This window comes from Terribacillus sp. 7520-G (assembly GCF_002271665.1).
Lineage (GTDB): Bacteria > Bacillota > Bacilli > Bacillales > Amphibacillaceae > Terribacillus.
Genome location: NZ_NQFP01000007.1, coordinates 113162 through 134682 on the forward strand (window position 1 = coordinate 113162; position 21521 = coordinate 134682).

Here is a 21521-nt window from a genome sequence, read left to right on the forward strand (position 1 = left end):
AGGGAGAGGAGAAACCGGAGGAAGAGCTTATGGGGAAACGTAAGTCTTCTCCGTGTTCATGAAGCAGCTATTAGCGTGATAGCCGCTTCAATAGTACAGTATGGTCCGGTTCAGGAAGGAATATACATCGTTTTTTTGAAGGAGTGTAATGTGATGCGAGTTATTGCAGGGGAGCATAAAGGAAGGGCATTGAAGGCTGTGCCGAACCAGCTTACAAGACCGACGACGGACAAAGTGAAGGAAAGCCTGTTCTCAGTGCTTGGTCCTTTTTTTGATGGAGGGGAATGCCTTGATTTGTTTGCAGGGAGCGGCGGACTGGGCATCGAGGCATTGAGCAGGGGAATGACACATTGTATTTTTGTCGATAAGCAAGGCAAAGCCGTCGAAACGATCAAGCAGAATCTGACTGCACTAAGGCTGACACATCAGGCGGAAGTTTATCGGAACGATGCTCTGCGCGCACTGAAGGCCGTCGCGAAAAGGGAAAAACGATTCAGCCTGATTTTTTTGGATCCGCCTTATCAAAAGATGTCATACGAGGACTTGCTCGAGCGAATCAGCGAAGCTGGCATACTACAGCCACATGGCCGCATTGTCTGTGAACACGATGCCAAGAAGGAGCTGCCAGAGTTCATCGCTGGATTGCAAGCAGTGAAAAGGGATGTCTATGGAAATACAACTGCAATTACGATCTATCAAGTTGCGCGGGAGGATGAGCAATGACGATTGCAATGTACCCAGGATCCTTTGATCCGGTAACCAATGGCCATGTCGATATCATTCAGCGGGCGGCAGCTATATTCGAGAAAGTGATTGTTGCCGTGGCAGTCAACAGCAAGAAGAAACCGCTTTTTAATGAAGCGGAGCGAATGGAGCTTTTAAGGCAGTCCGTTAAACATTTACCGAATGTATCGGTTGCCAGGGCCGAGGGTTTGACTGTCGACTTTGCCAGGAAACATGATGCTAAGGTATTGATCCGCGGATTGCGGGCTGTGAGCGATTTTGAAAGTGAGATGCAAATCAGCGGAATCAACCGTCACTTGGAACCCGGATTGGAGACGCTCTTCATTACGGCAGATTCGGCCTACAGCTTCCTGAGCTCCAGCATCGTCAAGGAGGCGGCAAGCTTCGGTGCCGATGTCAGCAAGCTCGTGCCGGCTCCTGTACAGGAAGCCATCAAGCAAAAGTTTTAATCCATCATTCGGCGTTTCATCAGGATCAATGCAGCCATGGCAAGCATGATGATGGTGAAAGCAGGTCCGACAGATGCTAGTTCATGAAGCAGCTCCGTAATTGTATCGGGAGCTGTTTTTTCTTGTAAGAATGCAGCCAGGCTTGTTTCTTGATGGTTGCCATAAAGCGGCCCGAATAGGGTGGCGGCTAATCCGGCTGCAATGAATCCATGCAGCAGGCGTGCAAAGAAATAAGGGGCGAAACGGATATCTGTCTCGGCAAGGATGCTGGCTACTTGAGCTTGTACTGAAAAGCCGTTGAAAGCAAGGATGAAGCTGACGACGATAATGGGGAAAAAGAAGTTCGATCCCGCTGCTTGGGCAATCATTTGGCCGCCCATCGTGATTTCGAATAAGCCGGAAAACATCGGGACGACCAAGTCTGCCGGAACACCGAAGATAGCCGTCACGATCCGGAGCCCATTGGCCAGTAAATCCGTGATACCTAAAATGAATAATAGCTTATTGAAAACAGAGAACATAATGATGAATCCGCCGATCATGAGCAAGGTTTGGATGGAATTGACGACGGCATCCCCAAAGATCTTACCGAATGGCCTTTTATCCGCCATTCTCGTTTCGTGCAGCTCCCGGAAAGCTCTGTTGACCAATCCTTTTTCCCGTACATAACTAGAGCGGGATTCCGTACGGCCATAGAAACGCATGCAAATCCCCACCAGGATATTCCCTCCATAATGCGCAATGGCAAGCAGGATGCCCAGCTCTGCATCTCCGAAAAAACTCACGGCAATGACGCCGACGATGAAAAGGGGGTTGCTGGCATTTGTAAATGATACAAGTCGCTCAGCTTCGATTTTCGTAAGCTGTTTTTCCTGACGCAGGCGGCTTGTCAGCTTTGCGCCTGAAGGATAGCCGCTTGCCATGCCCATAGCCAATACGAAACTGCCGACGCCAGGGACATTGAATAATGGCCGCATGATCGGTTCGCAGAAAACACCGATGAAACGTACCATGCCAAAAGCAATCAGCAGTTCTGCAGTTATGAAAAAAGGCAGGAGGGATGGAAAAACCACTTCCCACCACATATTCAATCCACGAATGCTGGCCTGCAGGGAAGGGTCAGGATACATGATAAGACTGAATGCCAACAATAATGCAGAACCAGCCAGCAGAACCGATTTCATTTTTTGCACAACTATCCCTCCGATTTGTGACAACTGTACTTCTTGAATTCGAAGTAGTACACTTAAATACAGCCGATTTGTACAGGCTATCTTAACTATACGCGTGCTCAAAAGGGAAATATGCTTCTTCTTCTGAATAAGTGAAGATAGCGGGCACAGAAGGGGAACTGAACAGATGAAACAGAACAAACGTTATATCCTGTTCGTCATTCTGCTGCTGCTTATCGTCTTTTGTTTCTCCGGTGTTTACAGAATGCCGTATTATGTATACAAGCCGGGTGCAGCAGATGCTCTTGATCCGATCGTATCCGTAGAGGGCAGCGACAAGAGCGAAGGCGATATGCATCTAGTCACCGTGCGTGGCGGACAGGCGACACCATTCCAATATGTGATGGCTAAAATACTTCCTTATCACCAAATAGAAAAATTGGAAGATGTCATACCGGAGGGGATTTCCGAAGAGGAATATACACAAGCACAGCTGATGCAAATGGAAAGCTCGCAGGAAGCATCCACAGTCGTTGCCTACAAGGCAGCTGGTGCGGATTTGCAAATCGATTATAAAGGCGTGTACGTCGTCTCCGTAGTCAAAGGCCTGCCTGCGGACGGCCAGCTGAAGCAGGGCGATCTCATTACAGCCGTGGATGGCCAGGAAGTGAAAGAAGCAGCTGATCTGACCGACTATGTCACTTCCAAAAAAATAGGCGATACCATTACCCTGCAAATAGAGCGGGATGATGAACAGCTGGAGAAGAAGCTGAAGCTCCAAGCGCTTCCTGATACCCAAATACCTGGAATCGGTATAACACTCGTCACCGATCGCGATGTGACAGAGGATCCGAAAGTCACTTTCTCAAGCGGCCAAATCGGCGGACCGAGTGCCGGGCTGATGTTCAGTTTGGAAATCTATGATCAGCTGGAAGAAGAAGATTTGACGAAGGGCTATCAGATCTGCGGGACAGGTGAAGTGGATTATGAAGGCAATGTCGGCCGCATCGGCGGAATCGATAAAAAGGTTGTAGCAGCGGATAAAGAGGGCTGTGATATCTTCTTTGCCCCGAATGAGCAAGGGGCTGAAGATTCCAACTTTGAAGTGGCCAAACAAACTGCAGAAGACATCGGTACAGATATGAAAATCATATCGGTCGATACATTTGAAGATGCGAAAGACTACTTAGAACAAATGCCGGCCAAATAAACAAAAAGGATGCATCACAGCGATGCATCCTTTTTTATTATACGAAGATGGGCGGGGAAATTTCCTGCCTTCGGGATGCAGCTGCAATTTCAGGTGGCAAGATACTGTAATACGCATCTGCTGCTTGCAGCTCCAAATCGGAAATTGGATGCACGCCATCCTTCAATTGTGTATAAAGCGGCACATCAAGCTGTTTTTTTCGGGAAGCGAGGAATGCCTGTCCCTTTTTAGTCATGCCAAGTACACGGATATAAGGGCATGCAGGTCCTTCCAGATGCTCGTCGGCGAATTGTTTTTGGGTATTGGAAAGCAAATGGACGCATACGCGCTGCAGCCTCGTCCATGTGTATCGTTTTGTTTTGATCAGCGTCAGAAAATGTTTGAAATCCTGCGACTGATTTATATATTTCTTGAATCGATATTCCAATCCTTCCTCCATTCCCTGGATCTGGCGCAGCATTTCTGCAGGCCGAGTGAGGATGAGATAGCGTAAAAGCGGGAAATATTCTTCCCAGCCATGAAGATATTCTCCAGATAATAGTTCATATGTGCTCCCGGGTACTGCTTGTTTGACTGCTTCTTTATCATTGTCGAGCCAAGCAGTCCGGATAGAGGTGGCACTTGCAATAGGACCGGAAATGGACTGATCATGATAGCCTGCTTCGATACGGCGGATTGTATGTACCTGCAAACGGGTGCCCAGCTCCTCGGCGGCCTTCATATAAGCGAAACCTAAAATATTATTCGGACTGCCAAGATCAAGGGAGGAATCCATCCCGACGGCTTCATATGCTGCCCGGTTTGCTTCAGGATAGGATAACCCATTGCCGAGCTTCTGTTTCAAAACCGACTCAAATGCTGCCTGATTCGCCTGCTGGCCGGACAATGCCCGATGGAATGCTGCAATCGATCCATCTTCAGAACCGAAAACCAAATGGTCAGCTTGCAGGGCATGCAGAATGGAAACAGCTCCTTTGGCAAACAGGTCGGCATGCTGGACGGCGAATAGGAAAGGCAATTCAATAACCAAATCGATCCCGGCAGAAAGCGCCGTCTTTGTCCGGCTGAACTTATGCAAAATGGCAGGTTCACCACGCTGTGTGAAATTCCCGCTCATCACCGCAATCATACAGTCGCTGCCGGTTAATTTCTGCGCCTGCTGTATATGATAAACATGACCGTTATGCAAAGGGTTATATTCGACGATGAGGCCGCATGACTTCATAAATAGGCTCCTTTCGGTGTGTGTTGTGTCAGGTGAAGTTTCCGGGCTTTCTCGCTTCCTTCTTCGCTCCTGAACGGTTTTCTTCGCTTTTCGGGTGTTGTCCAGTTCCGAAAACCAGGAGCTGCGCCGGAAGTGATAAATCCCTGCAGGAGGAAGGACGCCTCCTTCCGGGCTTTCTCGCTTCCTTCTTCGCTCCTGAACGGTTTTCTTCACTTTTCGTTTCTGTTACTATGAATATAGGCTAATTATTGCCGTGGTGTAAAGAAAATATATTGACAAAGCTTCTGTTTTTTTTTACAATTACTTTTGTTGCCATGAGGTGAATTAACGTGAAAATTCCGGTTCAAAAGCTTAAAGCCAAAGGTCTTGAACCTTTCGAATTTACAGAGCAAGTGGATGTGTCAGACATCCAGGGCAAGAATGACATTCGTCGAATTGATCCGGTGAAGGTCAGCGGTCAGGCTACATCATATGGAAACGACATTACTGTCAAGTTCGCAATCGATGGCAAGATGATTTTGCCATGTGCGCGTACTTTGGTGGATGTGCCGTACGAATTTCATATCGACGCGATTGAATTGTTTACGCTGTCTCCTTATGCAAGTGCGGATGACGAGTCGGAGATTCATCCTGTTGAGGGAGAACTGCTTGACTTGAAACCGTATATAGAGGAAAATATCCTCTTGGATGTTCCTTTTCGTGTATTTTCCGATGATCAGCAGGTATATGATGATGCCGTGACAGAGGGAGAAGGCTGGCAGCTTGCCAGTGAGGAAGCCCAGCAGGACAAGATCGATCCGAGACTTGAGAAGCTGCAGGCTCTCTTGAAGAAGGACGACGAATAAGCATTGTAACGATTGAAGGAGGTGTAGGACCGTGGCAGTACCTAAAAGAAGAACTTCTAAAAAAGTCAAAAACCAACGCCGTACACACAAAAAATTGCATGTACCTGGAATGGTAGAATGCTCTAACTGTGGAGAACTTACAAAACCACACCACGTTTGCAGATCTTGCGGACATTACGATGGAAAAGCAGTGGTTGAGGCGTAAGAAAGACGACATCTGCCGGCAATATTGCCGGCAGATGTTTTTTTATATTCTATCGTCCTTTTTCTAGTCTAGTATTTTCCCCTCTTGCATACATTGATAGCAGAATGGAAGAGGGGGGAAGCATTTTGAAGAGTACTAGACAAGATGCATGGTCGGATAAAGAGGATGTACTGCTGGCAAATACAGTATTGGACTATATCCAGGAAGGTAAGACCCAGCTCGATGCCTTCCGGGATGTCGCAGTGAAGCTGAACCGAACAGCAGCAGCCTGCGGTTTTCGCTGGAATGCCTCGCTCCGTCAGTATTATCAAGCAGATATCGAAATTGCCAAGCAGCAGCGCAAACAGCAGCTCCCTGCATCCAATAAAGAAGCTGCGCAGGTGAAAGAGGAAAAGGAATCCATCAGTTTGGAAGCAGCGATCGATTTGCTTGAGAAGGTCAAGCAGAACATTCAAGTGCCGAAAAAGGAACCGCAAGAAGAGCTGCGGACGCTCCAAGCAGAGAATGCCAAGCTGAAGGATCAACTCAAACGATATCAGGATGCATGCATCGAAATGGAAAAGCTTTGCCGCTGGGTGATTGACGAAGCCGAGACAAAATAAAAAAAGCCCGATCGGGCTTTTTCATTTTGTCGGCTGCCATGTCATGACGGACAAGCCATTTTCTTGTTTTTGGCTATCCTTAAAATCAAGTTTCGTCCAAAAGGCTTCCGAGTTGATCCTTGCTTTCGTGCGGACTGGCTTGGCGAAGGACTGGACGAATTCAACCAGGGAGGAACCAAGCTTATTGCCTTGATAAGCTGGAAGCACCTCCAGTTTGGTTATTTCCACGTAGCCCTTTGGAGGATAAAAGGTGTTGTCGCGCTGTTCATCCACGAAGGTCAGAGCCATTCTGGCCGCTAGCTCATTGTCCATGTAGATACCATAAAATAACGTGTCATCTTCACATTCGATCAGACTCAGCCGGAATTCATCCAGCATGGAAAGCTCTGCATTCCCCTGTGCCGCAAAGCGTTCAAAATCCTCGGCAGTTTTATAGTTCACCGGCAGTTTTTCCACTTTAGCAAATGTCATACAGAATCCCCTCTCCGTATTAAAAAATTTTGCTCTGTGCTCCATATTTCCAATATATATGAAAACGTTTACAAATTCAAGCGTTATATTTCTTGTATCCATTATGTCGGTTCTTTTGCTAAAATAAACAATTAGGTAAAGGACGAATGGGGGAACGGGGATGAAAATCAATGTGATCGGCGGAGGGGCGATCGGGTTGCTTCTCGCCGCTAAACTCGGCAGATTTCATGATGTGCGTCTTCTGACAAGGACACGGCACCAGTCCAAGAGGATTGCAGCTGAAGGCCTGCGTATCGGGGAAGAAGTGATAGCAGTTACGGCATCAGCTTTTGAGGATTTACAGGAATCAACAGAAGCGGATGCATGGATTATCTGTGTGAAGCAATATGATTTGACGGAGATTTGGGATAAGGTAAAGCTGCATGCCCGATCGGCAGTCGTATTCCTCCAAAATGGGATGGGGCATACAGATATGCTGCGCAAGGTGGATGTTGATTATCCGATTATCGTTGGGTCTGTCGAACATGGAGCCTTAAGAATGGATCCCCGTACGGTGGAGCATACAGGAGAAGCTGTGATCCGGCTGGCTGATTTGTCAGGCGGGCACGCTTTTGAGTTGGCAGGACGGCTCCATGAAGCTGATTTCCCTTTTATATATGAGCGTGATTGGTATAAGATGCTGGGGACAAAACTGATTGCGAATGCCGTGATCAATCCGCTGACTGCCATTTATCGGATTGAAAATGGTGAACTGTTGGAGCGGCAGCCATTTGAGCATATTGCGCGGATGTTATGCAAGGAAGCCGCTGAAACACTCGGTTTCGATAGGAAAGAGCAATGGGAAAATGTGCGGCGGATCATACAGGCTACAAAAGCCAATCGTTCCTCGATGTATAAGGATATACAAGCTGGCGCATTTACCGAGATCGAAGCCATATCCGGCTATATCCGCAAACATGCAAAACATGATGTCCCTTATACGGACTTTGTTTATCATAGTATACATGGACTTACGAAAACGGCAGGAGAGGACTAATCTATGACCCACTTAATTGCTTACCTCCTGGCGGCGGCAATCACTGTCCCGCCGCTTGCAACCTGGATATATTATATGATTGCAGGACGGATCATCCGGAAGAGGCGGAATGCTTTTCTTCATAGCGTGCAAACTACTGCCGTATTCTATATCTTTTCTGTTATGATTATGTTGCAAATAATTTTACAGCATACAGTAATCGGATATATGATTGGATTCCTTGCGGTATTGTTCATCGTGATCGTGCTGATGCATCATAAATACCGAGGCGAAATCGTATTCAAGCATGTGTGGCGGGTATTCTTGCGCATCTGCTTCCTTTTGTTCGGTCCGCTGTACATCCTGCTGTTAGTGGCAGGTGTCATCATCACTTTCATCAGACAATAATACATATATTCACATGTAAATAAAAAGGAGTACTTATTATGGTAATACAACCAATGGGACTGGGAAGTCCAAACAAATTGGTGGCTGATTATCGGGCAGAGCTTCCTTCGATAATGGAAAGTTTCGATTTCACCCCATTTCATCAGGATAGCTATGAGTCCAGGCTGAAAGAGCTCGAAGCTAGAAAATATCCGAGGGAGGAATTGGCGGAACTGCTCCATAGACGAAATAAGGAGTGGGGAGCCGATCAAGCAACATTCCAAAATATCGACAGATTGGCAGATCCCCAAGCTGTCGCTGTCGTCGGCGGCCAGCAGGCTGGACTTTTCACAGGCCCTTTATTGACATTGCATAAGATCACTTCGATTATCGCGCTTGCATCGGAGCAAAGTGAAAAACTTGGCGCGCCTGTCATACCGGTTTTCTGGATAGCGGGTGAGGATCATGATGTGGAGGAAATCAATCACATATTCCTCCCGATCCGAAATGATATGAAGAAACTAAAGTGGAAACAGCACCTGACGGGAAAAATAGCTGCTTCCGATATAAAGCTGGACAATGGATTGACGCATGCTTTCTTGGAGGAAGTGATCGCTTCTTTGCCGGAAACGGCTCATACGAAGGATATGCACCGGATCATCGGTGATATCCTTCATCAGTCTGAAACATTCGTCGATTTCTTCGCCAAGCTCATCCATTATCTATATAAAGATAGCGGACTCGTCCTGCTTGATTCGGGTGATCCGGAACTGCGCAATATAGAGCGCCCATTCTTCCGTGAGCTGATCGAAAAGCAGCGCGAAATAAGCCATGGTGTCTATGGTGCATCCCAGAGGCTTCAGCAAATGGGTTATACAGACGTCCTGGGTGCAGAAATGGAAGATGGCAACCTGTTCTGTTATATCGAAGGAGAAAGGACGCTGCTCGTCCGTGACGCCGAAGGCAAGTGGCGAGGCAAAAGTGATGAAGCAATCTTCACCGAGGAAGAGCTGCTGCATATAGCAGAATCCTCCCCGGAAAGACTCAGTAATAATGTCGTCACCCGTCCGCTCATGCAGGATTACTTGCTGCCGGTACTTGCTTTCATCGCCGGTCCCGGGGAAATCCAATATTGGGCGAATTTGAAGCCGGGATTTGAGGCAGTTGGTTTCAAAATGCCGCCCGTCATGCCGCGCCTTTCTTTCACGCTGCTTGACAGCAAGGTGGAGAAGCTGCTCGGACGTTATCGATTAAGTCTTGAAAAAGCCATCACTGCAGGTGTCGAAGCTGAAAAAATCCACTATCTTGCTGCACAGCAGCAGCCGCCGATTGCAGTCATATCCGAACAAGTGAAGCAGGCGATGGCTGAATTGCATGCACCGCTGCGGCATAGTGCTGCATCCATTGCCGACGATCTTGGCAGCTTGGCGGAAAAGAATCTTCGTCATCTGGAAGAGGACATCGATTTTCTCGTTAAGCGAATGGAATCCAGGATCAAAGAACAGCATAGGGTGGCATTATCCCATTTTGATCATATACAATGCGCTCTCCACCCGCAAAATGGGCTTCAAGAGCGGACATGGAATGTATTTTCGTTCTGGAATAGTCATGGAGTGGGGATTTGGCGCGAATTATCGCAAAAAAACTATGATTTCACAACCTCTCACTATATCGTAAAGTTATAATGGAACAGAATGCGTGCCTGGTCGACGACCAGGCACGTTTTTTTGTGCAGAAACGTCCGAAATAACGCTGGGTAAGGGAGAAAATGCTAATAAAAAGTGTGAATATTGAGGTGGTGAAATGTGGGGGGATGTGGTACTATGAAAGTGGAAAGTGGGGGCGGAGTCTATGTTTATGGGGGAATTCCAGCATACGGTCGATACGAAGGGACGTATTATCGTGCCTGCCAAGTTCCGAGAAGACTTGGGCGAGAAGTTCGTACTGACAAGAGGATTGGACCAATGCTTGTTTGGATACCCTATGGAGGAATGGAGACTCCTGGAAGAAAAATTGAAAAAGCTGCCATTGACCAAGAAGGATGCCCGTGCATTCACTCGTTTCTTCTTTTCAGGAGCAGTCGAATGCGAGCTTGATAAGCAGGGAAGAATCAATATCCCTGCACCGCTTAGGAAATACGCGAAGCTGGAGAAGGACGTCGCCATCATTGGCGTGTCCGGCCGGATCGAATTCTGGGCGGAGAGCGAATGGAATTCCTATTTTGATGAATCTGAGGAATCTTTTGCTGAAATCGCTGAAAATATGCTTGATTTCGATATTTGATGGCAGCCGAAAGGATGTAAAAGCTTGTTTGAACATTATAGTGTGCTGAACAGGGAGACGGTTGAAGGGCTCGCTGTGAAGCCGGAAGGTACATATGTGGATTGCACCTTGGGTGGAGGCGGTCACGCCGAAGTGATCTTGAAGCAGTTATCCGAAAAAGGAAAACTGTATGCTTTTGACCAGGACAAGCAAGCCATCGAGGCCACATCGGCCAGATTGGCGGAGTATGGCAATCGAATCGAATATATCCAGGCGAATTTCCGTCACCTAAAAAGCGAGTTGGAGGCAAGGGGCGTCACGGAAGTGGATGGGGTTGTATTCGACCTCGGCGTGTCCTCCCCGCAGCTTGATCAGGCAGAAAGAGGATTCAGCTATCAGCACGATGCGCCGCTTGATATGCGCATGAATCAGAATCAGGCGCTGTCTGCCTACGAGGTGGTCAATACGTGGTCTTACGAACAGCTTGTGCGGATATTCTTCCAATATGGCGAAGAGAATTTTTCCAAGCAGGTTGCAAGAAAAATAGAGAATAGACGAGAAACGAAACCGATTGAAACGACATTCGAGCTGGTCGAAGTGATCAAGGAAGCAATTCCTGCACCAGCAAGAAGGAAAGGCGGTCATCCCGCCAAAAGGATTTTTCAGGCGATCCGGATTGCAGTGAATGATGAATTGCAAGCATTCCGGGAAGCGCTGCAGCAAACAGCGGAGCTGGTCGCAGTTGGGGGAAGGGTGTCAGTGATCACCTTCCACTCACTGGAAGACAGGATGTGCAAGCAGGCGTTCAAGACTTGGAGCACGCCCCTGCCGGTACCGCGGAATATCCCGATTTTACCGGAAGACAGTAAGGCGCCATTTGCTCTTATCACGAGAAAGCCGATAGTTGCTAGTGTCGAGGAACTGGAAGATAACAGAAGATCCCGTTCCGCCAAACTCCGTGTAGCCGAGAAGATAAAACCATGGAGTTCCAAATTCGAATTCTAAAACAGGGGAGGAATAAGCTTGAGCGCAGAACGAGCAAGAAGCTGGCAGCAAGGCAGTCCGGCGCAAAGACCGCAGCAGCAGCCAAAACGGCAGGTAAAAGTAAAGGTCCACAAGAAAACATGGATTACGCCAGGGGAGAAGATTCTTTATACATTCTTCAGCTTGGTCATCTTGGCTGCAGCAGCTTATTTCGTAACCTTCGCGGCTTCCACATATAATCTGAACCGCGACTTGGAAGCACTGGATACCGAAATCAACCATCAACAGGTTGCCAACAAAGATCTGACTTATGAAGTAAAGGAACTGAGCAAGCCTGAACGCATCATCGATATCGCACGTGATGCAGGCCTTAAAGTGCAAAGTGCAAAAGTAAAAGAGGCCAATAAAGTCTCGGAATGAGAAAGGTACTGTTAATATGAAAAGAAACAAGACGTCACAAAGAATGGCGATGATTCTGTTATCCTTCTTTGCCGTGCTCTTTCTTGTCATAGCTGGACGTTTCTTGTTCATACAAGCCTCCGGGGAAGTTGCCGGAGTCAATTTAAAAGAATTTGCGGAAAATAAACGGACCGACTCGTATACGCTGGAGGCGACGAGAGGGAAAATACTGGATCGCAATGGAATGGAGTTGGCGTATGATCAGCCAACTTATTCTATTTATGCGATTGTCAGTGAAAAGTATTCCGCGGATAAAGAGCATCCGATCCATGTGACAGATGTTGACAAGACAGCAGAGGAACTAGCGAAAATCATCGATGCTGATCCCGAAGATTTAAAGGAACGTCTGCAAAAGGGTATCGATAAAGGTCTATGGCAAGTGGAATTCGGTTCTGCAGGAAGCGGACTTTCCCAAGATCAAAAAAAAGAGATCGAAGCTTTGGATTTACCAGGCATCCAGTTTACGGAAGAAGCTGAGCGCTTTTATCCAAACGGGACGTTTGCCTCCCAGGTCATCGGCCTTGCCCAGCGAAAAGATGGAGTCATCACAGGGATGACAGGAATTGAGCAGCAGCTGAATGATCAGCTTTCGGGCAAAAACGGAAATATATCCTATGAACGGGATGGTTATGGATTCAAGCTGCTGAACCCGGATGAAGAAGTGAAGGCAGCCCAAGATGGAGATAATGTCTATCTGACCATCGATCAGAAAATCCAGACTTTACTGGAGGATACACTCACTCAGGTAGATGATAAGTGGAATCCCAAGAAAATCAGTGCTATCGTCATGAACCCAAAAACCGGTGAGATCGTAGCGATGAGCAACCGCCCAAGCTATGATCCAAATAATCCGGAAAATGTGGAGAACTGGTATAATGACGCCATTTCCAATCCGATGGAGCCAGGATCGACCATGAAAATGTTCACGGTCGCTTCTGCAATCGAAGAAGGGAAATGGAATCCGGATGAAACATATAAATCCGGAACATATAAGGTCGATAAGGATACGACGATCGGGGATTATAATAAATCCTGGGGTACGATCAGCTATCTGGAAGGGATTCAGCGTTCGTCCAACGTTGCGGTCGCTAATCTGGTGGCGAATAAAATCGGAGAAGATAAGTTCCTTGAATACCTGAAAAGATTCCATTTTGATCAAAAGTCGGGCATTGATTTGCCAGGTGAGATACCGGGTACGATCCTGTATAATTACGAAGCTGAAAGAATCAGCACAGCATATGGGCAGGGGACGACGGCAACTCCGATCCAAATGATCACTGCCGCAAGTGCCATTGCGAATGACGGGAAGATGGTGACACCGCATATCATCGATAAGATCGTCAATCCGGACACAAAAAAAGTAGTCAAGCAGAAAAAGACGAAGGTTCAAGCGGAACCAATTTCGAAAGAAACGGCAGACGAGACATTGAAAATCCTTGAATCGGTCGTGACCTCCGAGCATGGTACTGGTAAACCGTACAAACTGGATGATTATAGTGTGGCCGGAAAAACCGGTACCGCACAAATCCCCAATCCAGAAGGCGGCGGGTATATGAAGGGTAAGAATAATTATTTATTCTCCTTCCTTGGCATGGCGCCTGCCGATGATCCGGAATTGATCATGTATGTTTCCGTGCTGCAGCCTGAATTGAGCGATACGGAAACCGGCAGTGAACCTGTTTCCTTCATATTCAAGAATGTGATGGAAAATGCGCTGCACTATATGGATATCAGCCCGGATAAAACGGATAATCAGGAAGAAGTGACAGAAAAACGCGTCCCGGATATTGCTGGTATGTCCACTCGGGCAACGAAGAAAGCATTGGAGGACACTGGCATGGAAGTGGTTGTCGTCGGTGAAGGAGACAAAGTTGCCAAAACGAATGTCTCAAGCGGCGATGAGGTTATCGAAGGCGAACGAGCCATCATCGTCACGGATGAACCGACAATGCCGGATATCAAAGGCTGGTCGATGCGTGAAGTACTGGAATTGGGCGAGCTGTTGGAGCTGGATGTGGAGACGATCCACACCGGTTATGCAAAAACCCAAAGTATCAAAAAGGGAACGAAGCTGAATAAGAACGATTATCTGGCTGTCGAATTCTCGACGTAAAACTAACAGTGGTCTATCCGCTTGCAAACGTACATAACATGGATACAAGCCTACCTTTGTATACGAGGGAGAGATTTGTTTGAAGAGAGTATCCAATGTTACGATGCGCAAGCGGTTGGTCACTGTTTTTATTTTGGCTTTCATCGTGTTCCTTGTCATCGGGATCCGATTAGCATATGTTCAGTTCGTCCTTGGCAAGGACCTAGTGGACAAGGCTGAGGATTCCTGGAGCCGTAATATCACCTTCGAACCTGAAAGAGGAAAAATACTCGATCGGAATGGGGAAGTGCTGGCAGAAAATGTTTCTGCGCCGACCGTCATGGTCGTGCCGCGTCAAATCAAGGATCCGGATGAAACGGCCGAGAAGCTTGCGGAGATTCTTGGGATGGAAAAGGACAAGGCTTTGCAGCATGTGACGAAGAAGGCCTCGATTGAAAGGATTCATCCGGAAGGGAGGAAAATTTCAGAAGAACAGGCAAAAGCGATTCAAGCCCTCGACATGGAAGGCGTTTATATTGCCAAAGACTCAAAACGGCACTACCCCAATGGGGATTATTTGTCCCATGTCCTTGGCTTCAGCGGTATCGATAATCAGGGGCTGATGGGACTGGAGGCTAACTATGATGAGGAGCTGAGCGGGGAAGCCGGCAGTCTGTCGTTCTTTTCGGATGCAAAAGGGCGTCGACTGGAGGATATGGCCGATGTCTATCAGCCCCCGACCGATGGCAAGGACCTTCAGCTGACAATCGATTCCGACATCCAGACCATAGTGGAGCGGGAACTGAATAATGCAGAAGCGAAATATAATCCGGATGGTGCGATTGCCTTGGCGGTGGATCCTGATACAGGAGAGGTGCTCGCTATGTCGTCCAGACCTTCATTCGACCCGGAGAATTATAAGGAAGCCGACCCTGACACATATAACAGGAATCTGCCGATCTGGAGTTCCTATGAGCCTGGTAGTACATTCAAAATCATCACACTCGCAGCGGCGTTGGAGGAGAAGGTGATCGATTTGGAGAATGATCACTTTCATGACAGCGGCGCCATCAAGGTGGACGGTGCTACACTGCATTGCTGGAAGCGCGGCGGCCACGGTGATCAAACCTATTTGGAGGTCGTGCAGAATTCCTGCAACCCGGGATTTGTATCCATGGGGCAGAAGCTTGGCACGGAGCGTCTGTTCTCTTATATCAAGGACTTTGGGTTCGGTGAGAAAACCGGTATCGACCTGCAGGGGGAAGGCAAAGGCATCCTATTCGATCCCGAACAGATAGGACCGGTAGAGACAGCCACCACTGCTTTCGGACAAGGAGTATCCGTGACGCCGATCCAGCAGGTGATGGGTGTATCGGCAGCCATCAATGGGGGATACCTTTATCAGCCGCATATCGCCAAGTCTTGGAAGGATCCGGTCACGGGTAAGACGGAGACAGCCACCGAGTCCGTGATGAAACGGCGGGTTGTTTCCGAGGATACCTCGGAACAGGTGCGTTATGCACTTGAAAACGTGGTAGCGAAAGGGACTGGGCGCGGTGCTTACCGTGAAGGGTTCCGGATTGGCGGGAAGACGGGAACAGCGCAAAAAGTGGGAGCGAACGGCACCTACATGGAGAATAACTATATTCTTTCCTTTATCGGATTCGCTCCGGCCGATAATCCGGAAATAGTCGTCTATGTCGCAATCGATAATCCGAAGAACACCATTCAATTCGGTGGTAAAGTGGCTGCGCCGATCGTGGGTACGATCCTGGAGGACAGTCTTCGCTCCATGGGAGTGGAGCCGCAGACGGACGGCTTGGAGAAATCATACAGCTGGCCTGAAGAACCTCCGGCAGAAGCACCGGACTTCATTGGGATGAGTAAGCGCGAGCTGACAGAATACTATACGACGCTTAATCTGGAATTGAGCGGAAGCGGCGAATATATCGTCGATCAGGAACCAAAAGCTGGGACAAAGCTGGAATCAGGCTCCACTGTCCGTCTTTATTTATCGGAAAACCCGCCTGAATAAATCAGATGAACCATTACTGCAGACATAAATTCTGGTATAATGGGGAAAGGTTTTTAGGCTTCAATCGATTAAAAAACTATACTTTGCATTTTGTAAGGAAAAATGAAGGACGTGGCAATATTGAAACTTGCAGTTTTATTATCCGCACTGCCTTTCTACGAACAGCAGGCGGACCATGAACGAATTGACATCACTGGTGTGACGATCGATTCCCGGGAAGTCAAATCTGGCAATCTATTCATTTGTATAGATGGTGCCGTAGTCGACGGACATACATTTGCCAAACAGGCGCAGGATCAAGGAGCGGCTGCAATACTTGCCGAGCGCCCGCTTGATGTATCCATTCCAGTCATACTTGTGAAGGACACTCTGCGTGCTCTGGCTCCAATAGCGAATGCTTTCTACAATCATCCATCGAAGGAAATGCGTGTCATCGGTATCACTGGTACGAATGGCAAGACGAGCATGACCTATTTGCTGGAAAGCATATTCCGTGCCAATCAAGAAGCAACAGGTGTCATCGGGACGATCCAGATGAAGATCAAGGACGAGGCATATCCGGTGAAAAATACGACACCGGACGCTGTCTTCCTCCAGAAAGGATTCCGGAAGATGGTCGATGAAGGAGTCGATACGGCTGTCATCGAGGTTTCCTCCCACGCATTGGACAGGGGGCGGGTGCATGGTACCGATATCGATGTGGCGGTATTCACGAATCTATCTCAGGATCATCTGGATTATCACGCTAGCTTCGAGGATTATTTCCATGCGAAAAGTCTCCTATTCTCCCAGCTGGGCAATACCTTCGATCCCGGGCATCCGAAATACGCAGTCATCAATACGGATGATCATTATGCAGAGGCTTTGATAAAATCGACTGCTCAGCCGGTCTGCACTTATGGAATTGATAAACCGGCAGATATCATGGCCAAGGATATCCAGCTTGCATCCAATGGCACTAGCTTCCTGCTGCAGACGCCAAAGGGCGAAGCAAAAATCACCAGTAAGCTGATGGGCAAGTTCAATGTCTACAACATGCTTGCTGCCGTGGGTGCAGCTATATGCAGCGGCGTACCTTTTGACACAATCTGCAAGGCATTGCAAGAGACGACCGGAGTGGCGGGGAGATTCGAACCTGTCATGGCTGGACAGTCATTTGGTGTGATTGTCGACTATGCACATACACCGGATTCCTTGGAGAATGTCCTGACGACGATAAAATCCTTTGTGAAGGGCAAGATAATAACAGTTGTAGGCTGCGGCGGCGACCGTGACAAGACGAAGCGCCCGCTTATGGCAGGAAAAGCCGTCCAATATTCGGATACAGCCATTTTCACTGCCGATAACCCACGCACGGAGGATCCACAAGCGATCCTTGAGGATATGATCCGAGGTTTGGAATCCGACAAATACGTCGTTGTCCCGGATCGCGAAGAAGCAATCCAACGTGCCGTCGGGCTTGCACAAGCGGATGATATCGTGCTGATTGCAGGAAAAGGACATGAAACGTATCAAATCGTCGGCGATCAGGTGCTTGATTTCGATGATCGTCTTGTCGCAGCGGAAGCTATCAAAAGAGCGGGATTAGGAGAATGACCATGCTATTTACAAGTGATTTCTTATATGATCTTTTCCCAGATGCAACGAAGCAGCAGGATTTTGAGATTGCACAAGTAAATACCGACAGCAGAAAGGAAGCGCCGGGCAGTTTATTCGTCCCGATCAGGGGAGAAAGATTCGATGCGCATGCTTTCATCGAACAGGCAATAGCGCAAGGGGCAGTCGCTTCCCTTTGGGACAAATCAGTCCCGGTTCCGGAAGCAGCTGCTGCGATTGTCCTGTTTCTTGTCGATGATACGCTGGAAGCCCTTCAGGAACTGGCAAAAGCGCATCGGGAAGCAGTCGACCCCATCGTTGTCGGCATCACTGGTTCCAATGGTAAAACGACTACCAAAGATTTGGTGACGAGTGTCTTGAAAGAAAAATACGAAGTTCTCGCGACCAAGGGGAATTTGAATAATCATATCGGTTTGCCGCTCACAATTTTATCCATGCAGCCTTCCTGTGAGGTGCTGGTATTGGAAATGGGGATGAGCAATTTCGGTGAAATTGAATTATTATCCCGCATTGCGCAGCCGGATTACGCAATCATAACGAATATCGGTGAATCACATATTGAATTCCTTGGTTCCAGGGAAGGCATTGCCAAGGCAAAGAGCGAGATAACTGCCGGCCTGGCTGAGGATGGCATGTTGATCATCGATGGTGACGAGCCTCTTTTATCCTATCATCATGGTAAAAAGACGACAGTCACTTGTGGTTTCGAAGAGCATAATAAGCAGCATCTGCACATCGAACAGACACGTGATGCAGCGACTGTTTTTTCAGTGAACGGTGAAAAATATACATTTTCCTTGCTTGGGACGCATAATGTACGGAATGCAGGCTATGCGATTGTGCTGGGCAGACAGCTGGGACTGAGCCGGGATCTTATTCAGCACGCATTGAATGCCCCATCCATGACGGGAATGCGAATGGAACTGCTTGCTGGACTGAATGGAAGCAAGATCATCAATGATGCTTATAACGCTTCCCCGACTTCGATGAAGGCAGCAATACGGACAGTGCAGGAGATGCCGTATGCAAAACGTATCCTTGTACTTGGGGATATTTATGAAATAGGGGCAGAATCAAAACGCTATCATCGGGAAATTGCCAATGCGATAACGACGGATACTTCCCATGTATTTACCGTCGGTGAGGACGCAGCTGAGATAGCGGATGCATTGAAAGGTGAACAAATCACTGCAGTCCACTTCCATGATAAGCAATCCTTGGCAGAGGCATTGGTGCCGCTGCTGCAGGAAGATACGATTGTGCTGCTGAAAGCATCAAGAGGCATGAAGATGGAATCCATACTTGACACAATCGCTGTTATGGAAGAGAATTAATAGCTGGTAATCAGAATAATGGCGCCACTGGCGCCGGCATTTAACTGGACGGGTGCTTTTTTAAAGGAGGAAAACATCAATGAACGTGGCACTATTACTTGTGGCAATTGCGGTAGCATTCATCGTCACCGTCCTTATTTCTCCAATAATCATACCATTTCTACGCAGGTTGAAATTCGGTCAGAGTATTCGTGAGGAAGGACCACAATCCCATATGAAGAAGTCGGGTACACCGACGATGGGCGGCGTGATGATCATGATCAGCATTGTCGTATCCACCTGGATCATGCATGCAGTTGGAAATATTCAAATGAGCCTGGAAACGTGGCTGCTTCTATTCGTTTTGATCGGATATGGCTTACTCGGTTTCCTGGATGATTTCATCAAAGTAGCTATGAAACGGAACCTTGGATTGACATCCAAACAAAAGATGATCGGTCAGATCATCATTGCGATTATTTTTTATGCACTGCTTCGATACAATGATTTCGGTACGTACATACAAATTCCGGGGACATCGATTCAGTGGGACCTTGGCTGGGGCTATTTCTTCTTGATCCTTGTCATGCTGGTCGGCGCTTCCAATGCCGTCAATCTGACAGATGGTCTGGATGGCTTGCTTGCAGGTACTGCAGCAATCGCCTTTGGGGCTTTTGCTGTCGTGGCATACTACGACGTCCAGCAGACACAGATCACAATATTTGCGTTGGCTGTAGTCGGTGCATTGCTCGGATTCCTTGTATTCAACGCACACCCGGCGAAGGTATTCATGGGGGATACAGGATCCTTGGGTCTCGGCGGAGCGATTGCAGCGGTAGCCATCCTTACTAAAATGGAAATTTTGCTGATTGTCATCGGCGGTGTTTTCGTTATCGAGACACTTTCCGTCATGATCCAGGTCATTTCATTCAAGACGACTGGGAAACGGGTATTCAAGATGAGTCCGCTTCACCACCATTATGAGTTGTCCGGATGGTCTGAATGGCGTGTCGTCACGACATTCTGGGCTGTCGGACTATTATTTGCTGTCATCGGTGTTTACATGAAGGTGGGATTATGATGCGTGATTTCGAAACAAACTTCCCATATCAGCACGTCCTTGTACTTGGATTGGCCAAAAGCGGCTTTGCAGCTGCCACTACATTGCTTGCCCATGGGCGCGATGTCCGTGTAAGTGATTTGAATGCATCCAACCAGGAAGAGCTGGTCCGAATACTGGAACAAAAAGGTGCCCAAGTGAAGCTTGGTCCGCAGGAAGTGGAGCTTCTGGATGGTATTGATGTTTTAATCAAAAATCCAGGCATCCGCTATGAAAATGTGATCGTACAGACAGCCATGGAGAGGAATATTCCTGTGCTGACGGAAGTGGAGCTGGCCGGGCTGCTCCATAAGGGCACATTGATCGGCATTACCGGTTCCAATGGGAAAACGACTACGACAACGCTTGCTTATGAGATGCTCAAGGAAAGTCAGGTAAGCACCTACGTCGCCGGTAATATAGGAACAGCTGCTTCTGAAGTGGCCAATAGGACAACTGAGGACGACCGGCTTGTTTTGGAGCTTTCATCGTTCCAGCTTCAAGGCATCGATCAGTTCCGTCCCCATATCAGCGTGATGCTGAACATCTTTGAGGCACATTTGGATTATCACCATTCCCTCGAGAACTATGTGCAGGCAAAAGCGAACATCTTCCGCAATCAGGATAAGAGCGATTATCTTGTTTATAACGCGGAGGATGAACGTCTGCGTGAAATCGTCAAAGAGGCAAAAGCGACGCTGGTTCCTTTTTCCGGTGCACGAAAGCTGGAAGACGGTGCGTGGTATGATGATACGCATGTATACTTCAAGGAAGAGCCAGTGGCAGCAATCAAGGACATTCTCCTTGTCGGCGGCCATCAGCTGGAAAACATCCTCGCTGCTGTTGCCGCTGCCAAGCTGGCAGGGGCGACCAATGAAGGCATCCAGCAAGTATTGAAGACATTCTCAGGCGTCGAACATCGTCTGCAGTATATCAAACATATCAATGGCCGGGCATTCTATAATGATTCCAAGGCCACCAATATCCTGGCAACATCCAAGGCATTATCTTCTTTCGACCAGCCTACCATCCTGCTTGCAGGCGGCTTGGATCGCGGTAATACATTTGAAACACTCGTTCCTTTCATGGAACATGTCAAGGCGTTGATCGTGTTCGGTGAAACGGCTGAAAAACTGCGGGAGACTGCCTATATGGCTGGCATCGAACTTATCGAACACGCCAAGGATGTCAAAGAGGCAGCTTCCATCGCCTATCGCATTTCGGAAAGCGGCGATGTCATCCTGCTGTCGCCGGCTTGTGCAAGCTGGGATCAGTACCGGACATTCGAAGAAAGAGGAGACATGTTTGTTGAAGCGGTGCATACATTAGAGTAGG

The 21521-nt window shown here is 48.0% G+C and carries 21 protein-coding genes; 18 read left to right on the forward strand and 3 right to left on the reverse strand.

Translation table 11 applies throughout. The annotated features are described in order from the left end of the window. The first annotated feature begins 153 nt into the window (after positions 1-153). Positions 154-723, forward strand: a complete 570-nt coding sequence (gene rsmD, locus CHH53_RS02790) for a 16S rRNA (guanine(966)-N(2))-methyltransferase RsmD (protein WP_095214598.1) — start codon at positions 154-156, stop codon at positions 721-723. Beyond that, a complete protein-coding gene (coaD, locus tag CHH53_RS02795) occupies positions 720-1193 on the forward strand; it encodes a pantetheine-phosphate adenylyltransferase (protein ID WP_095214599.1) in 474 nt (157 codons plus the stop codon). Before rsmD ends, coaD begins: the two co-directional genes overlap by 4 nt. Here the strand turns inward: coaD and ylbJ are convergent. Further along, complete coding sequence (ylbJ, locus tag CHH53_RS02800; RefSeq protein WP_369819855.1) at positions 1190-2377, reverse strand: sporulation integral membrane protein YlbJ; 1188 nt, start codon at positions 2375-2377, stop codon at positions 1190-1192. The genes coaD and ylbJ overlap by 4 nt on opposite strands. Before the next feature lie 175 nt (positions 2378-2552). Between ylbJ and CHH53_RS02805 the strand changes: the two genes are divergently transcribed. Next, positions 2553-3575 carry a SepM family pheromone-processing serine protease gene (locus tag CHH53_RS02805; protein WP_095214600.1) on the forward strand — a complete coding sequence of 341 codons (1023 nt, stop codon included), beginning with the start codon at positions 2553-2555 and terminating at the stop codon, positions 3573-3575. A gap of 37 nt (positions 3576-3612) precedes the next feature. Here CHH53_RS02805 and CHH53_RS02810 read toward each other — a convergent pair whose 3' ends face one another. Further along, complete coding sequence (locus tag CHH53_RS02810; RefSeq protein WP_095214601.1) at positions 3613-4800, reverse strand: nucleotidyltransferase; 1188 nt, start codon at positions 4798-4800, stop codon at positions 3613-3615. A 329-nt stretch (positions 4801-5129) separates the two neighbouring features. Here CHH53_RS02810 and CHH53_RS02815 point away from each other — a divergent pair, with 329 nt between their 5' ends. From CHH53_RS02815 to CHH53_RS02825, 3 genes are all read left to right on the forward strand, one after another. After that, positions 5130-5645: a YceD family protein gene (locus tag CHH53_RS02815; RefSeq protein ID WP_095214602.1), complete on the forward strand. Its 516-nt coding sequence runs from the start codon at positions 5130-5132 to the stop codon at positions 5643-5645. A gap of 31 nt (positions 5646-5676) precedes the next feature. Continuing rightward, on the forward strand, positions 5677-5850 hold the full coding sequence (gene rpmF, locus CHH53_RS02820) for a 50S ribosomal protein L32 (protein WP_095214603.1): 174 nt from the start codon (positions 5677-5679) through the stop codon (positions 5848-5850). A 125-nt stretch (positions 5851-5975) separates the two neighbouring features. After that, entirely contained in the window at positions 5976-6452 is a 477-nt protein-coding gene (locus CHH53_RS02825; RefSeq protein ID WP_095214604.1) for an RsfA family transcriptional regulator, read from the forward strand. 21 nt (positions 6453-6473) lie between these two features. On the opposite strand, the gene CHH53_RS02830 is transcribed toward CHH53_RS02825, so the two are convergent. Further along, on the reverse strand, positions 6474-6923 hold the full coding sequence (locus tag CHH53_RS02830) for a GNAT family N-acetyltransferase (RefSeq protein WP_158221466.1): 450 nt from the start codon (positions 6921-6923) through the stop codon (positions 6474-6476). Positions 6924-7083: 160 nt separating this feature from the next. Between CHH53_RS02830 and CHH53_RS02835 the strand changes: the two genes are divergently transcribed. The 12 genes from CHH53_RS02835 to murD all read left to right on the forward strand — a co-directional run bounded on the left by CHH53_RS02835 (position 7084) and on the right by murD (position 21520). Beyond that, entirely contained in the window at positions 7084-7959 is an 876-nt protein-coding gene (locus CHH53_RS02835) for a 2-dehydropantoate 2-reductase (RefSeq protein ID WP_095214606.1), read from the forward strand. 3 nt (positions 7960-7962) lie between these two features. Further along, positions 7963-8346: a DUF3397 domain-containing protein gene (locus tag CHH53_RS02840; RefSeq protein ID WP_095214607.1), complete on the forward strand. Its 384-nt coding sequence runs from the start codon at positions 7963-7965 to the stop codon at positions 8344-8346. 38 nt (positions 8347-8384) lie between these two features. Beyond that, positions 8385-10010 carry a bacillithiol biosynthesis cysteine-adding enzyme BshC gene (gene bshC, locus CHH53_RS02845; RefSeq protein ID WP_095214608.1) on the forward strand — a complete coding sequence of 542 codons (1626 nt, stop codon included), beginning with the start codon at positions 8385-8387 and terminating at the stop codon, positions 10008-10010. 166 nt (positions 10011-10176) lie between these two features. Then, the gene (gene mraZ, locus CHH53_RS02850) at positions 10177-10608 is read left to right on the forward strand and encodes a division/cell wall cluster transcriptional repressor MraZ (protein ID WP_095214609.1); all 432 of its coding nucleotides are present in this window, start codon (positions 10177-10179) and stop codon (positions 10606-10608) included. Positions 10609-10632: 24 nt separating this feature from the next. Next, positions 10633-11592, forward strand: a complete 960-nt coding sequence (gene rsmH, locus CHH53_RS02855) for a 16S rRNA (cytosine(1402)-N(4))-methyltransferase RsmH (RefSeq protein ID WP_095214610.1) — start codon at positions 10633-10635, stop codon at positions 11590-11592. 18 nt (positions 11593-11610) lie between these two features. After that, positions 11611-11991 carry a cell division protein FtsL gene (gene ftsL, locus CHH53_RS02860; protein ID WP_095214611.1) on the forward strand — a complete coding sequence of 127 codons (381 nt, stop codon included), beginning with the start codon at positions 11611-11613 and terminating at the stop codon, positions 11989-11991. 16 nt (positions 11992-12007) lie between these two features. After that, positions 12008-14143: a penicillin-binding transpeptidase domain-containing protein gene (locus tag CHH53_RS02865; RefSeq protein WP_095214612.1), complete on the forward strand. Its 2136-nt coding sequence runs from the start codon at positions 12008-12010 to the stop codon at positions 14141-14143. A gap of 79 nt (positions 14144-14222) precedes the next feature. After that, positions 14223-16157: a stage V sporulation protein D gene (locus CHH53_RS02870; RefSeq protein ID WP_095214613.1), complete on the forward strand. Its 1935-nt coding sequence runs from the start codon at positions 14223-14225 to the stop codon at positions 16155-16157. Between the two features lie 120 nt (positions 16158-16277). Then, entirely contained in the window at positions 16278-17753 is a 1476-nt protein-coding gene (locus tag CHH53_RS02875; protein ID WP_369819856.1) for a UDP-N-acetylmuramoyl-L-alanyl-D-glutamate--2,6-diaminopimelate ligase, read from the forward strand. Positions 17754-17755: 2 nt separating this feature from the next. After that, the gene (locus CHH53_RS02880; RefSeq protein ID WP_095214615.1) at positions 17756-19108 is read left to right on the forward strand and encodes a UDP-N-acetylmuramoyl-tripeptide--D-alanyl-D-alanine ligase; all 1353 of its coding nucleotides are present in this window, start codon (positions 17756-17758) and stop codon (positions 19106-19108) included. 79 nt (positions 19109-19187) lie between these two features. Then, the gene (gene mraY, locus CHH53_RS02885; protein ID WP_095214616.1) at positions 19188-20168 is read left to right on the forward strand and encodes a phospho-N-acetylmuramoyl-pentapeptide-transferase; all 981 of its coding nucleotides are present in this window, start codon (positions 19188-19190) and stop codon (positions 20166-20168) included. Beyond that, the gene (gene murD, locus CHH53_RS02890) at positions 20168-21520 is read left to right on the forward strand and encodes a UDP-N-acetylmuramoyl-L-alanine--D-glutamate ligase (RefSeq protein WP_095214617.1); all 1353 of its coding nucleotides are present in this window, start codon (positions 20168-20170) and stop codon (positions 21518-21520) included. The genes mraY and murD overlap by 1 nt, the downstream gene beginning before the upstream one ends. The last annotated feature ends 1 nt before the right edge of the window (position 21521 follow it).